General features: G+C 60.7%; 9 protein-coding genes, 2 pseudogenes and 1 riboswitch. Of the genes and pseudogenes, 8 read left to right on the forward strand and 3 right to left on the reverse strand.

Annotated elements, in window-relative coordinates; translation table 11 throughout:
• Both G485_RS31655 and G485_RS0116160 read left to right on the forward strand, forming a co-directional pair.
• Positions 1-155, forward strand: a pseudogene (locus G485_RS31655) (IS110 family transposase); the annotation flags it as partial.
• Between the two features lie 306 nt (positions 156-461).
• Positions 462-899: an Lrp/AsnC family transcriptional regulator gene (locus G485_RS0116160; RefSeq protein WP_027093390.1), complete on the forward strand. Its 438-nt coding sequence runs from the start codon at positions 462-464 to the stop codon at positions 897-899.
• Positions 900-977: 78 nt separating this feature from the next.
• Here the strand turns inward: G485_RS0116160 and G485_RS26885 are convergent.
• Positions 978-2,375, reverse strand: a pseudogene (locus tag G485_RS26885) (APC family permease).
• A gap of 113 nt (positions 2,376-2,488) precedes the next feature.
• Positions 2,489-2,592: riboswitch (guanidine-I (ykkC/yxkD leader) on the forward strand.
• Between the two features lie 75 nt (positions 2,593-2,667).
• On the opposite strand from G485_RS26885, the gene G485_RS0116170 reads away from it, so the two are divergent.
• From G485_RS0116170 to G485_RS0116195, 6 genes are all read left to right on the forward strand, one after another.
• Positions 2,668-3,387, forward strand: coding sequence for an urea amidolyase associated protein UAAP1 (locus G485_RS0116170; RefSeq protein WP_027093391.1), 720 nt, complete (start codon positions 2,668-2,670; stop codon positions 3,385-3,387).
• A 47-nt stretch (positions 3,388-3,434) separates the two neighbouring features.
• Positions 3,435-4,085 carry an urea amidolyase associated protein UAAP2 gene (locus G485_RS0116175; protein ID WP_027093392.1) on the forward strand — a complete coding sequence of 217 codons (651 nt, stop codon included), beginning with the start codon at positions 3,435-3,437 and terminating at the stop codon, positions 4,083-4,085.
• Positions 4,086-4,119: 34 nt separating this feature from the next.
• Positions 4,120-7,767, forward strand: coding sequence for an urea carboxylase (gene uca, locus G485_RS0116180; protein ID WP_027093393.1), 3,648 nt, complete (start codon positions 4,120-4,122; stop codon positions 7,765-7,767).
• Positions 7,764-9,551, forward strand: a complete 1,788-nt coding sequence (atzF, locus tag G485_RS0116185; protein WP_027093394.1) for an allophanate hydrolase — start codon at positions 7,764-7,766, stop codon at positions 9,549-9,551. Before uca ends, atzF begins: the two co-directional genes overlap by 4 nt.
• Before the next feature lie 1,235 nt (positions 9,552-10,786).
• A complete protein-coding gene (locus G485_RS26890; protein WP_276203366.1) occupies positions 10,787-11,326 on the forward strand; it encodes an RNA polymerase sigma factor in 540 nt (179 codons plus the stop codon).
• Positions 11,301-12,122, forward strand: a complete 822-nt coding sequence (locus tag G485_RS0116195; RefSeq protein ID WP_156922403.1) for a hypothetical protein — start codon at positions 11,301-11,303, stop codon at positions 12,120-12,122. Before G485_RS26890 ends, G485_RS0116195 begins: the two co-directional genes overlap by 26 nt.
• Before the next feature lie 59 nt (positions 12,123-12,181).
• Here G485_RS0116195 and G485_RS0116200 read toward each other — a convergent pair whose 3' ends face one another.
• Both G485_RS0116200 and G485_RS29265 read right to left on the reverse strand, forming a co-directional pair.
• Complete coding sequence (locus G485_RS0116200; RefSeq protein ID WP_027093396.1) at positions 12,182-12,691, reverse strand: hypothetical protein; 510 nt, start codon at positions 12,689-12,691, stop codon at positions 12,182-12,184.
• Between the two features lie 246 nt (positions 12,692-12,937).
• The coding region (locus G485_RS29265; protein ID WP_205620158.1) for a transposase at positions 12,938-13,262 on the reverse strand (325 nt) is incomplete at its 5' end.

Here is a 13,262-nt window from a genome sequence, read left to right on the forward strand (position 1 = left end):
CGAAGTACTTCAGTCTCAAAGCGGCGGAACCGGCCAAGTATGCCGAAAAACGTGCCCTTGCGCTTACAGCTCGTAAATTGGTGCGGTTGGTCGATTATCTGCTGCGAACCAACCGACTTTACGAACCCAGAGAGGTGATCCGACAAAACGCATGACATAGGCCCTTTCATCTAACCGCCTATTTCCTTGATATTTAGGAAATATCTGAAAAATCTAGGTAGGGCGGGTTTAGTTTGGGTTTGCCTTTTTCCGGGTCACCCCCTGAAAAGAGTGCGGTTCATTCAAAATCATTGAATTTAAGGACTTGACATCGTACCGCTGCTCTTATCCAACGGTATAGATTGGAATTGTACCGGAGAAGCTGCGTAATTTACATAAGATTTTGAAGGGAATATACTGAGAAAAACTGAAAATTTCTCTTTGTTGATCGATCCGACTTTAAAAAATAAGGCGGTGTACGAATGGACCTTATCGATTATAAAATTTTATCGGCGCTGCACGAGAATGCGCGGATTTCGATGTCCGAGATGAGCCGGGCGATCGCGATGTCCCAGCCCGCCGTGACGGAGCGGGTGCGGAAGCTGGAGGAGCAGGGCGTCATCCGAGGCTACCGCGCGGAGCTTGCGCCGGATAAACTCGGGAAGAAGACGTCCGCCTTCGTTCTTTTCAAAACGAACAATTGCCCGGACTTCACCCGATTCTGCGAGGAAGCGCCAGAGGTTGTCGATCTGTACCGGATCAGCGGCGAATACAACTATTTGATGAAAGTGCTGACCGATACGACGGAATCGCTGGCTCAATTTCTCGACAGCTGCCATCCGTTCGGCTTCTCGACGACGATGATCGTCTTGTCCACGGCGTTCGAGGACAAGAGCCCGGTGCCCGGGGCGATGGAATGATCTGTTGCGCGCCACAAGGGATGGACATGCCGGCCGTCTCCGCTTGCCGGCGGGCCGAAGTGGGGCCGCAGCCTTCCCTTAAGACGGCGCGCCCGGGCGAAGCGCCGCTTCCGATTTCGCGGCCAGGCGCTTGCCGCGCTCCCGGTACAAATAATAGGCGGCGCCGGCGGCCAGCCAGACGAGGCCGATCGCCAGGGCGTCCTTGCTCAGCCGCGTCAGCAGCCAGCCGATGAACGAAGCGCCGGCGAGCGGGAACAGAAGGTACAGCGCCGTTCCCCGCAGGGAGCGCTCCTTGTCCCGAACGTACCGCTTCGCGATGACGGAGACATTCACGAAGAAGAAGGCGGTAAGCGCGCCGAAGTTGACGAATTTGACGGCGGTCTCCAGGCTGACGGTCAGGGCGAGCAGGGAGAACAGACAGGCGACCGCGACGTTGAAGACCGGAGTTTTGAACTTCGGATGCACGTAGCCGAACAGCCGCTTCGGCAGGATCGAGTCGCGTCCCATCACGTAGAGCAAACGGGAGCAGCTGACGACGGAAGAGACGCCCTGCGTGAAAATCGCCATGACCAGCACGGTGACGAAAGCCGCGCCAAGGCCCGCGCCGCCGACCTGGCGGACGATCTCGAAGCCGGCGGAATCGGCGTCCGCGAACGTCAGATGCGGATATACGAGCTGCGTCAAATAAGACGGGATCAAGTACAGCGTGATGGCGACGAAAATAATGATCATGATCGCCTTCGGAATGATGCGCCGGGAATTGACCGTCTCTTCGGACAGCGTCGTGATCGAGTCGAAGCCGAGGAACGAGAAACAGATGATGGAGGAACCGCTCAGAATCGTATAGAGAGAAGTGTTGCCGGACGTGAACGGAGCGAGCGGATCGTAGCCGCCGCCGAGCAAATTGCGGATCAGGAACAGGCTGAACGCGGCGATGAAGACCATCTGCACGATGACGAACTATTTGCTCAGCCGAGCCGAGAAATCGACGCCCAGCGCATTGACGACGCCCAGGATGAGGACAAGCGCGACGATAAAGACGGAGGACGGCACGGCGGGGAACTGTTCGTGCAGATAGATGCCGAAGGTGAGACAGGCGATCAGAGGCGAAAATAAATAATCGAGCTGCAAAGCCCATCCGACGAGGAACCCGATCCGGGGATGAAGGCTTTGAGCCGAATACGTGTACGCGGAGCCCGACGCCGGGAACGTCCTGGACATGACGCCATAGCTGAAGGCCGTGAAGAAAATCGCCACAAACGAAAGAAAATAAGCTTGTGTCAGATTACCTTCCGACGCCTGGTAGGCGATGCCGTAAACGGTGAAATAAATCATCGGAGTCATCCATGCCAGCCCTAAAAAGACGACATGGCCTAATGTGAGCGACTTGTTCAAAGAGGTTTCGGAGGCCATAAAGTCATCCCTTTCCCGTCGATTTTGAAAATATGTAAGAGAAGATAACATAAAAATCGCCATCTGAAAAGTCCATGATCATGAAATATCGACAAAAGAAATTTTTTTGCGGAAATGAAGGAGGGAATCTTGACAATCGGAAATCCAATTGTTAAATTAGTTAACACAATTGAATACGTTAAGTTTACTAGGGTTCCGCCGGATTCGTCCGGGACCGGTCCGAGAGTAAACCGCCCCTCCGGGAGGAGCGGCGACACGGAAGGACAAAAGCCTGGGAGATATCATCAAGATGCCAATCTTGTGATGTCTCCCTTTTTGTTTTCCGCGACATTTTAATCCAAAGGAGTGCTGTTCGATGAATCGGTTATGGAGCAAAACGATCGAAGCCGGAGGCAAATGGTCGGGAACGATCGGCCGGGGCAAGCTGCTGCGTTTTACCGCGCTCGAAGACGGAGCGAACGTGTCCATGCTGCTGTACAGCGCCCGCGACTTGACCGAACGCTACAATATGCCCGACACGCTGAAGGCGCAGCATACGTCGCATTTGACCCGGGGCAACGTCCTCATGAGCGACAACGGAAGGGTGCTGGCCAGCATCGTCGAGGACAGCCTGGGCTGGCACGACCCGCTCGGCGGGTACACGGACCGTGCAACGACGGATGCGAAGTACGGCCGCACGCGGTACCAGGAGCTGCGCAACGATTGGCTGCGGTGCGGGCGGGAGAACTTCGCCGTCGAGCTCGTTCGCAACGGTCTCGGCGTCCGGGATCTGGTGCCGGTCGTCAACCTGTTCTCCAAAGTGTTCTGCGACGAGGAAGGCGCGATGATCTTCGACCTTGAACATGCCAAGGCAGGGGCGACGGTGACGCTGCGGACGGAGATGGACGTTCTGCTCGTGCTCTCCAACACGCCGCACCCGCTCGATCCGCGAACGGTTTACCCTTCGGTTCCGGTGAAGCTCGAAGTCGGGCCGGCCGAACCGGTCGGCGAGTCCGATTACTGCGTCAACTTCCGGCCGGAGAACAAGCGCGCTTTTGAGAATACGTGGGAATATCACGCCCTGCTGGGCGTTTGACGAACGAACGATCGATCGAAAAAAAAACAACGAACGGAGGAGCCGACATGGCCGCATTTAACCGAGTGGAAAGCAAGAAGCGAATCGAAGACGCCGTTTACAACGAGATCGTTCCCGCCGGCGAAGGCTGGATGTACGATCTGGAGCCGGGCCAAACGCTGCGCATCGTCGACCTGGAAGGCAATCAGGCCGCCGATACGCTGTTTTTCGACGCCGACAATCCCGAAGACCACTACAGCGCCGTGCGCACGATCGCCGGGCAGGGCAACATCTACCTGACGACGGGCTCGATTCTGCGCGCCGAATCCGGCAACGCGCTCGTCGAGATCGTGGCCGACACGTGCGGACGCCACGACACGCTGGGCGGTTCCTGCTCCGCGCAGAGCAACACGGTCCGCTATTCGCACGACAAGCTGCATATGCACAATTGCCGCGACACCTACATGCTGCAATTGGCCAAGAGGGACGGCGGCTACTCGAAGCGGGACCTCGCTCCGAACGTCAATTTTTTCATGAATGTGCCGGTCACCCCGGACGGAGGGCTCGAATTCGCCGACGGCGTCTCCGGTCCGGGCTGCTACGTGGAGATGACGGCCAAACGGCGCACGACGGTGCTCATCAGCAACTGCCCGCAGCTGAACAATCCTTGCAACGCGTACAATCCGACGCCGATACAGCTGCTGATCTGGAACGACTGACCGCGGAGAAGACTCGCACAAGGAGAGGGTTACGATGTTCAAAAAAGTTCTGATCGCCAACCGCGGAGCCATCGCGGTCCGCATCGAGCGCACGCTGCGCCGGCTCGGCATCGCCTCGGTCGCCGTCTATACGCAAGCCGACCAGGACAGCCTGCACGTGGACGGGGCGGACGAAGCCGTCCGGATCGGCGACGGCCCCGCGAAGGACAGCTACCTGAACGCGGAGCTCATCCTGCAGACCGCCATCGACACCGGTGCGGAAGCGATCCATCCGGGCTACGGCTTCCTGAGCGAGAACGCCGAATTCGCCCGGGCCTGCCGCGAGCGCGGCATCGTCTTCATCGGGCCGACGCCGGAGCAGATGGAGATGTTCGGGCTCAAGCATTCCGCCCGGGAGATCGCCGAGCGGGCGGGCGTGCCGATGCTGCCGGGGACGCCGCTGATCGTGGAGCTCGAGGAAGCGGTGCGCGAGGCCGCGCGGATCGGGTACCCGGTCATTTTGAAAAGCACGGCGGGAGGCGGCGGCATCGGCATGCGGGTGTGCGAGAGCGAGGAGGCGCTTCGGGCCGCGTTCGAGGCGGTGCGCCATCTGGCCGAAGCGAACTTCAAGAACGGCGGCGTGTTCCTGGAGAAGTACATCGCGAAGGCGCGCCATGTCGAGGTGCAAATTTTCGGCAACCGTTTCGGTGAAGTCGTGGCGCTCGGCGAGCGCGACTGCTCGATCCAGCGCCGCAACCAGAAGGTCGTCGAGGAGAGCCCCGCGCCGAACCTGCCGCCCTCCGTCCGGACCGAGCTGCTCGCCGCAGCCCGCCGGCTGGCGGCGGAAGTCGGCTACCGCAGCGCGGGAACGGTGGAGTTTCTGTACGATCCGGAATCGTTGCAATTTTACTTCCTGGAAGTGAACACCCGGCTGCAGGTGGAGCACGGCGTCACCGAAGAGGTGCTCGGCATCGACCTCGTCGAGTGGATGGTGCGGGAAGCCGCGGACGAGCTGACGGGGCTCGACTCGCTGTACGGGGAGCCGTCCGGGCACAGCATTCAGGCGCGGATTTACGCCGAGGATTGCCTGCAGAACTTCCGGCCGAGCGCGGGGCAGCTGGACAGCGCCGTTTTCCCGGAAGGGGCTCGGGTCGAGACGTGGGTTCGCGACGGCGTACAAGTGACGACGCTGTACGATCCGATGCTGGCGAAAATTATCGTCCGCGGCACGGACCGGCTCGACGCGATCCGCAAGCTGATCGAAGCGCTGGAGCGGACCCGGCTGTACGGGCTCACGACGAACCTGCAGTATTTGCAGGCGCTGCTGCGGGAGAAGGATTGCCTGGAGGGCAACGTCTACACCCGCATGCTGAACGGCTTCGAGCCCGCCGAACGGGCGATCGAGGTGCTCGACGGCGGCGTGCAGACGACGGTGCAGGATTGGCCGGGCCGCGTCGGTTATTGGGATGTGGGGGTTCCCCCCTGCGGCCCGATGGACCCGTATTCGTTCCGCATCGGCAACAAGCTGCTGGGCAATGCGGACGACGCGAGCGGCCTCGAGCTGACGCTGCGCGGCGGCTCTTACCGGTTCCGCGACGCGATGCGCTTCTGCCTGACCGGCGCCGATCTGGAGGCGACGCTGGACGGGGCGAAGGTTCCGCTGTACGAGCCGGTGCGGGCCGAACGCGGACAGGTGCTCAGCTTCGGGGAAGCGAAGGCGGGGATGCGGGGCTATCTGCTCGTCGAAGGCGGCTTCGATATGCCGAAAATATTGGGCAGCTCCGCGACGTTTACGCTTGGCGGCTTCGGCGGCCACGGCGGACGGGCGCTGCGGGTGGGTGACGTGCTGCGCGTTCGCGCGGCGTCGGAAGAGGTGAACGGCGCCGCCGCCGGCGGGCTGGCCGAAGCGTGCCGACCGCAGATCGCCCGCAGCTGGACGATCGGCGTCATTCCCGGGCCGCACAGCACGGGCGAGTTCCTGAAGCCTGAATATTTGGCTCAGTTGGCCGACACCGAATTCGAAGTCCACTTCAACAGCTCGCGGACCGGCGTCCGGCTGATCGGCCCGGCGCCTCTATGGGCCCGCGAAGACGGCGGCGAGGCCGGACTGCACCCGTCCAACATCCACGACAACGCCTATGCCGTCGGCACGCTCGACTTGACGGGCGACATGCCGATTCTGCTCGGTCCCGACGGACCGAGCCTCGGCGGCTTCGTCTGCCCGGTCACGACCGCTTCGGCCGAGTTCTGGAAGCTCGGACAGCTCCATCCCGGCGACAGGGTCCGCTTCCGGCTGCTGACGCTGGAGCAGGCCGACGAGCTGCGCGCCCGGCAGGAGGAGCTGCTTCGCGGGATCGCGGAGCGAAGCGGCGGCGAACGGCGCCCGGTCGAGCTGCCTCCGGCGTCGGCTCCGCTGTCGCCGGAATATCCGCTGCTCGCCCGCGAGACCGAAGGCCGCCGCTTCCCGATCGCGATCCGCTGCAGCGGCGACGAGAATTTGCTCGTCGAATACGGCCCGATGGAGCTGGATTTGCAGCTTCGCTTCCAGGTTCACGCGCTCATGCAGGCGGTGAAGGAGAGCGGCAGACTGCCGACGCTCGACCTGACGCCGGGCATCCGCTCGCTGCAAATCCATCTCGACCGCTCGCGGATCGCGCTTCGGGAAGCGGTCCGGATCGTGCTGGAGCTGGACCGCGCCTTGCCGCCGCTCGAGACGATCCGCGTACCTTCCCGCATCGTGCGGCTGCCGCTGTCCTGGGACGATCCGGCCACGCAGCTCGCCATCGAGCGCTACCAGCGGAACGTCCGCCCCGACGCGCCGTGGTGCCCGAGCAACCTCGAGTTTATCCGCCGCGTGAACGGGCTGGACAGCATCGAAGACGTCCGGAGGATCGTTTTCGACGCGAACTATCTGGTGCTGGGCCTCGGCGATGTTTATCTGGGGGCGCCCGTGGCGACGCCGACGGATCCCCGTCACCGGCTGGTGACGACCAAGTACAATCCCGCCCGGACGTGGACGCCGGAAAATGCCGTCGGCATCGGCGGCGCGTACATGTGCGTGTACGGGATGGAAGGACCGGGCGGCTACCAGTTCGTCGGGCGGACGATCCAGATGTGGAACCGGCTCCGCCCGACGGAGAGCTTCAAGCCGGGCCGGCCTTGGCTGCTGCGTTTTTTCGACCAGATCCGCTTCTATCCGGTCGAAGCCGACGAGCTGCTGAAGCTGCGGGAAGATTTCCTGCGGGGACGGTTCGAGGCCGACATTACGGAGACGACGTTCGATCTCGGGGAATATTTGCAATTCCTCGATTCGATCCGGGAGAGCGCCGAGGCGTTCCGCCAGCGGCAGCAAGCGGCGTTCCAGGCGGAGCGCGAAGCGTGGAAGCGGCTCGGCCTGGCGGAGTACGTCTCCGAGCAGGAGTCCGCGAAAGCTTCGGAGGAGGAGGAGCTTCCCGCCGGCACGACAGCCGTCCGCTGCACGATGCCGGGAAGCGTGTGGAAGGTGCTCGTCTCGCCGGGCCAACCGGTGAAGAAGGGCGAGACTCTTATAATAGAAGAAAGTATGAAAATGGAGTTCTCCCAGCAGGCGCCGTGCGACGGAGTCGTCTCTTCCGTACACGTGAAGCCGGGCGACGAAGTGCATGCCGGGCAGCTGCTGGTGGGACTGACGAAGGAGAAGGAGAGAGAGGAGCTGGCCGTATGAGAGAAAAGAGCTTGCCGAGCATAGCCGAGCTGCGCGCGCGGTACTTGAGCGGGGAGACGACGCCCGCGGCGGTTATCGCGGACATCGCGGCGCGGGCCGAGGCGGACCGGGACATGAACATCTGGATCGTGCCGCCGGACGAGGAGCGGATTCGGCCGTATTTGGACCGGCTGGCGTCGATCGATCCCGCGTCGGCTCCGCTCTGGGGCATTCCGTTCGCGATCAAGGACAATATCGATCTCGCGGGCGTGCCGACGACGGCCGCCTGCCCGGAATTCGCCTATACGCCGGAAGCGAGCGCGACCGTCGTCGAGCGGCTTGTGGCGGCCGGCGCCATTCCGGTCGGCAAAACGAACCTCGACCAGTTCGCCACCGGACTCGTCGGCACGCGCAGCCCGTACGGCGAGACGCGCAACGCGCTCCGGCCGGAGCTGATCAGCGGCGGCTCGAGCTCGGGCTCCGCCGTCGCCGTCGCCCGGGGGCACGCGGCGTTCTCGCTCGGCACCGACACGGCCGGCTCGGGGCGGGTGCCCGCGGCGCTCAACGGACTCGTCGGCTGGAAAAGCAGCCTCGGCGCCTGGCCGACCCGCGGCGTCGTGCCGGCGTGCGCGAGCCTCGATTGCGTGACGGTGTTCGCGCATACGATGGAGGACGCGCTCATCGTCGACCGGATCGCGCGAGGGCTTGACGAGCGCGATCCGTGGTCGCGGAGCTTGCCGGCTCCGGTCGGCCGCCTGCCGTCCAGGCTGCTGCTGCCGCGGGAGACGCCGGTCTTCTACGGCCCGTATGCCGAGGGGTATGCGGCGGCTTGGGCGGAGGCTGTCCGGAAGCTGGCGGAACTGGGCCTTCCGATCGAATATATCGATTATTCGATGTTCGAGGAGGCCGCCGCCATTTTGTACGAGGGACCGTGGGTCGCGGAACGTTGGGCGGACCTAGGCGGCTTCCTCGAGGCAAACCCCGGCGCCGTGTTCCCGGTGACGGAGAAGGTGCTCCGAACCGGAGCGAACCCGGAGTACGACGCGGCTTCCGTGTTCCGCGCCATGCATCGGCTGCAGCGGTTCAAGCTGGAGGCCCGCGGGCTGCTCCGGGATGCCGTGCTCGTCATGCCGACGTGCGGCGGCACGTGGACGCGCGACGAAGTGCGCGCCGACCCGGTGGCGACCAACCGGGACATGGGGCGCTATACGAACCATTGCAACTTGCTCGATCTGTGCGCCGTCGCGTTGCCCGGGGGAGAAGCGGCGGCCGATACGCCGTTCGGCATCACCATGTTCGCGACCGGGGACCGCGAGGATTTGATCGTCGGGGCCGCCGAACGGTGGATGGGCGGCGGGGCGGTTGCGGCAGCGGTTGCCGCTTCTTCGGCGGCGGGGTCGCCGGAGACGACGCTGGTCGCCGTCTGCGGCTTGCACATGCGGGGCTTCCCGCTCGAGAAGATGATGCGGGCGAGCGGCGCGACATTCGTCCGCGAGGCGTCGACCGCGCCGCGGTATAAGCTGTACCGGCTTCCGACCGATCCGGCGAAGCCGGGCCTGGTCAAGCAGCCGAGCGGCGGATCGGCGATCAAGCTGGAGGTGTGGGAGATGCCGCTCGCTTCGTTCGGCAGCTTCGCAGCCGCCATCCCGGCGCCGCTCGGCATCGGCCGGGTCGAGCTCGAAGACGGCGCCGAGGTGCCGGGCTTCGTCTGCGAGGCGTATGCGGCTGAAGCCGCCGGCGCGATCGACATCACCGGGCACAGCGGCTGGCGCGCCTGGTTGGACAGCGGAGCCGGCGTCTCCTAAGCGGCGGCCGCCGGGGAGCCGGGCGGGGCATCGTCCCCGCCCGGCTATTGGCGCTGCGCGCCGTTGTCCCTTTTTTTCGCATTTGCGCGCTTATCCCCGCAGCTCAGCCAGTCCGATTACAGAAGAAAATCACGCTGCCGAGTCCGTACCTTAACCCCTCCGGCTTTGGCGCTGCACGCGGTTGTCCTTTTTTTCGCATTTGCGCGCTTATCCCCGCAGCTCAGCGATGCTTTTTTCAACCGTATGTGTCGATCTCAACTAAAAGTCCGTTAAGTGCGAGAAGCCTCCATCGGCAAGTTGGCATTTGCAACGAAAACCGGTTTATCCTGCGAAAAGCCCCATAACTTCAAATCCGTTTGCAGGACGCCGTTTCCGTTGTCCAACCCGTCATACGAGTACTAGATGTAAACGCATCATGCCCACTGGTTTTGCCTAAAAACTTTAGATCATTGTCCAGGAGACTTTAGGGGATGTTTATTCCATCCAAAGTCTCCTATTGTATTCGCGTGGGACTCCGTTTCCAATGGGGGATTGCCTTGACTCTTACGGACCTGGGATCCGTTATTTCTCGCCTGGAGGCCTATTCAGAAATGGAACGGACAGAGGATCCGTTATTTGCTTCAATCCGTGCCCCTAACGAGGAAAATCCGATGGATAGCGGAACGAGGGTCCGTTAGAACATCAAAAACGCGATTTTGGGGCAAATAGCGGCCTGTGTGTCCGTTAGCGTTCGGCGTCATGCTCGGTCATGCTCCATGAAGCCCTAAAGACGCCGAAGACGCGTTTGTTTGTGGAAAAATGGCTTGACAACTACTGATTTTGTTTATGCCCGCAAGCAAGTCAAGTAAAGCGGCGTTCTAACGATTCCGTTCATCGGCATGCGCAGGGAAAAACGGGAATTTCCGCTCGGCGCAGCGAGACGGCCGAAGAGCCAAACGGGAGAGAAGCGCGTCAGCCCCGTCTGAGGTACGGGATAAGCCCAACAAGATAGCGCGGAGAGACCGAACGTTTGCAGGCGCACGCGGCGAAGGGCACGGACCCGCGGGAGAGAGAATCGCCGGAAAGATATTTTTGCTTGCCCAGCCTCGTATCGGCTTGGCACACTTCGTATTCATCGCCTATGCTATTCCCAAAAGAAAGTTTCGGATTCCTCTTGTCACATTTGCTCCTTATTGAAAGGTTATATAAACGAAAATAAACGCGGGGGGTGAACGGCAATCGATACCGAACAATGGATTCAAAGGGTCAAACAAGGCGATCCGGAAGCGTTCGAGCCGATTATCGAGCGATTTCAGCAGCGGATTTATCGGTATTGCTTCTTTATGCTGGGCAATCGCCAGGAAGCGGAGGACGCGGTACAGGACATCTTTTTCAAGGCGTACCGTCTGCTGGGATCTTATCGTGAACAGCGAACGTTCTCGGCATGGCTTTACAAGATCGCGGCGAATCACTGCAATACCTTGTTAAGCAAGAGAGCCCGGGCTCGTCTCTTCTCGTTTTTGCATCCGAACGAGACGCATGCGGCAAGCGCGGAACAGGATTATCTCGATTCGGAGGGCACGAGGTGGGATTGGCTGCGGGAAATTCCGGCGCAAGACAGAACATTGCTGGTGCTGCGGGTCATCGACGGCCATTCGTTCGAGGAAATCGGACGCATGCTGGGAACGAAGCCGGCAACGTTGCGCAAACGGTTCGAGCGTCTGAAGGCCAAGTTAAACGGGAAACCGGAGATGAGGGAGGCTTTGCTCCATGAACGAAGAATTGAACTGCAATGAAAAGCTCGTACGACTGAGAGAAGCGAATATCGGATCCATAGACGTGACCAGCCGGGTCATGGCGAGGATTCGTGCAGAGGCGCAACAGACGAGGGGATCTCGCAAGCGGCCCTCCTTTCTAAGCTGGGGGGCGGGGGCGGCATTGATTGCGCTCGCTCTGATCCTTTGGGCCGACATTCCCGCTTACGCCTCGTCGTTCTGGCATTGGAGCTGGAACGGAATTCGCTTCTCCGTCGATAAAACAAGCGCCCATCCATCGAACGCAGCTTCCAATGGAGAGACGGCGTTTAAAGATCGGATCTCGGTCGCTCTCCGTCAATCCGGGGATGTCTGGAGTACGGTCTCTTTGCAGGATGCGGAGAAGGCGCTCTCTTTCGCGGCGTTAAGGCCGGACCATTACCGCGAAATGAAGCTGGCCGATACGTTCGGCGTGCTGAAGCGCGATGCGAATTACCGCGTTAAATCCGAGAACGAGCTGTGGCTGGAGGGCATTTACGATATTTTCGAGAACGGTCGGAAGAGCGTCGTGGTCATCCAGAAACCGGAGAAAATGATGAACCTTGCCCAACGAAACGGAGGACCGTCGATCGAAATCGGATTCGACGGAGCCTGGGAGGTTGTCCAATCCACGGATCGGGCGCTCATGATGTATCGTGAAGACGGAGAGGAGAATGTGCTTCTAGTCGACTGCAAGACGACGGATCGTCGGATCGTTTCCTTGGAGCTGACCGGCAGCGGCGGCGTAACGAAGGCGGAATTGCTTCACTTGGCCGTCGCATATGTTGGAGAAGGTTGAGCCCCGTTCAAAACAAAGCCCGGATCCGCTTGCGGACCCGGGCCGGTTGCGTTTGCGCATCACGGAACATATTGCTGCACGATCTTGACGATCTTGCCGTTCTTGATCGTCAGATGGTAAGGGAAGCCCTCCATCGTCTCTTGGTCCTGCGGCGTGAACAGCGAGACGAACTTGGCGGCGTCGATTTTCTCGTTCCAACGGATGTCCGCGTCGTTCCAATTGCCCGTCCGGTTGTAGTACTGCATTTGAATGTCCGCATCGGGGGCGAGCTCGTACGTGTGCAGGTCGACCTCGTCGTTCACGATGTAATAGCCGTCCGGGGCTTCCGTCATCTCCGGGTCTTGCTCCCGTTCGCGGAATACTTTGTTCGCTTCTTCCCCTTCGTACCATTGGATGGTATCTCCGGTAATGAACGTGCGGCCTTGGCGACTCTCGATTCCGGTAATGTATACGGTTTGCGTATCCGCGGTCAACGCGACGGGCTCGTACCGATTGTCGTCCGCCCTCACCGCTTGCAGCGGCAACAAGCTGATTGCCGCCAGTAAAATTCCCCAGGCCGTTCTGCGCATGGATCTCACGTTCCTTTCGAAGCGAGCTTCTACTTAATAAGACGAAACGACAAGCCCAAGGGTTCCCGATTTTTCCCCGCCGTGCAAAATTTTTTGCCTGTCCGACCGAATCCTCCGCCAAACCTCCGGATCGCCGCAACTTCCATTACCCGGCCTGTCCCCAAACGACGCAGGCGGCCGGCCCTTTCCTCTTCCGAATCGAATGTATAACTACCTTTATTTCGCAAGCTCTAGAAGTCCGGTGAATTAAGTCAGTTCTTGCCGTCTAACCGGCGTGCAAAATGAGAAGAACAACCCAGCGAGCGCTGGAACTAGCAGGCCTGACACTACCTCCGTTATCACGGATTTCGGTTTTTCGCATGCCGAAATACCGGTTTGAGGTCGTTTTTTCTTAAACCGGCATAGTTTTTTCAGATTCTGAACCGTTGCCGTAAGTATCGCCTGTTCCTGCATGCAGTCCAACCCACGGCTCCGAGCTCGATCCAAGCCATGTACGACTTTGCTTTCGGCAAACACATGCTCACAACGAGCGCGCAACTTTTGCAAATGACGATAGGAACCATTCAACTGA

The organism is Cohnella thermotolerans DSM 17683, from assembly GCF_000429825.1.
Taxonomy (GTDB): Bacteria; Bacillota; Bacilli; order Paenibacillales; family Paenibacillaceae; genus Cohnella; species Cohnella thermotolerans.

What these genes read in the sequence shown, in the direction of transcription:
- G485_RS0116175 (WP_027093392.1), top strand. Translation starts at nt 3,435, where the DNA reads ATGGCCGCATTTAACCGAGTGGAAAGCAAGAAGCGAATCGAAGACGCC.
- G485_RS0116195 (WP_156922403.1), top strand. Translation starts at nt 11,301, where the DNA reads ATGAACGAAGAATTGAACTGCAATGAAAAGCTCGTACGACTGAGAGAA.
- uca (WP_027093393.1), top strand. Translation starts at nt 4,120, where the DNA reads ATGTTCAAAAAAGTTCTGATCGCCAACCGCGGAGCCATCGCGGTCCGC.
- atzF (WP_027093394.1), top strand. Translation starts at nt 7,764, where the DNA reads ATGAGAGAAAAGAGCTTGCCGAGCATAGCCGAGCTGCGCGCGCGGTAC.
- G485_RS0116160 (WP_027093390.1), top strand. Translation starts at nt 462, where the DNA reads ATGGACCTTATCGATTATAAAATTTTATCGGCGCTGCACGAGAATGCG.
- G485_RS0116200 (WP_027093396.1), bottom strand. Translation starts at nt 12,691, where the DNA reads ATGCGCAGAACGGCCTGGGGAATTTTACTGGCGGCAATCAGCTTGTTG.
- G485_RS0116170 (WP_027093391.1), top strand. Translation starts at nt 2,668, where the DNA reads ATGAATCGGTTATGGAGCAAAACGATCGAAGCCGGAGGCAAATGGTCG.